At 67.2% G+C, this 265-nt stretch carries 1 protein-coding gene; it reads right to left on the bottom strand.

The features are described from left to right. Positions 1-265, bottom strand: a 265-nt coding sequence (locus SB756_RS31080; RefSeq protein WP_410913371.1) for an HAD hydrolase-like protein, incomplete at both ends; no start/stop codon positions are given.

Raw genomic sequence — 265 nt, 5'->3', positions numbered from 1 at the left:
CGGCCACCAGCACCGTCTGGAAGCGCTGCCGCAGGCCCAGCACCTCGAGCATGTGCTCGGCATTGGCCCGGGGCGCGTTGGTGACCACGCACACGCCGATGCCGTGCTCCTGGGCAAAATCCAGCAGGCGCAGCAGGCCGGGCATGGGCATCAGTTGCGGGGAGAGTTGGCGAAAGCGCACTTCCTTGCGCTCGGCAAAGGCTTCATGTTCCGCCACGCTGCGCTCGGGGAACAGGTAGCGGCACATGTTGGCATTGGCCTGGCC

The sequence above is a fragment of the Pseudomonas sp. SIMBA_068 genome (assembly GCF_046534705.1).
GTDB classification, from domain to species: Bacteria; Pseudomonadota; Gammaproteobacteria; order Pseudomonadales; family Pseudomonadaceae; genus Aquipseudomonas; species Aquipseudomonas putida.
This window is presented reverse-complemented; position numbering and strand designations above follow the sequence as displayed.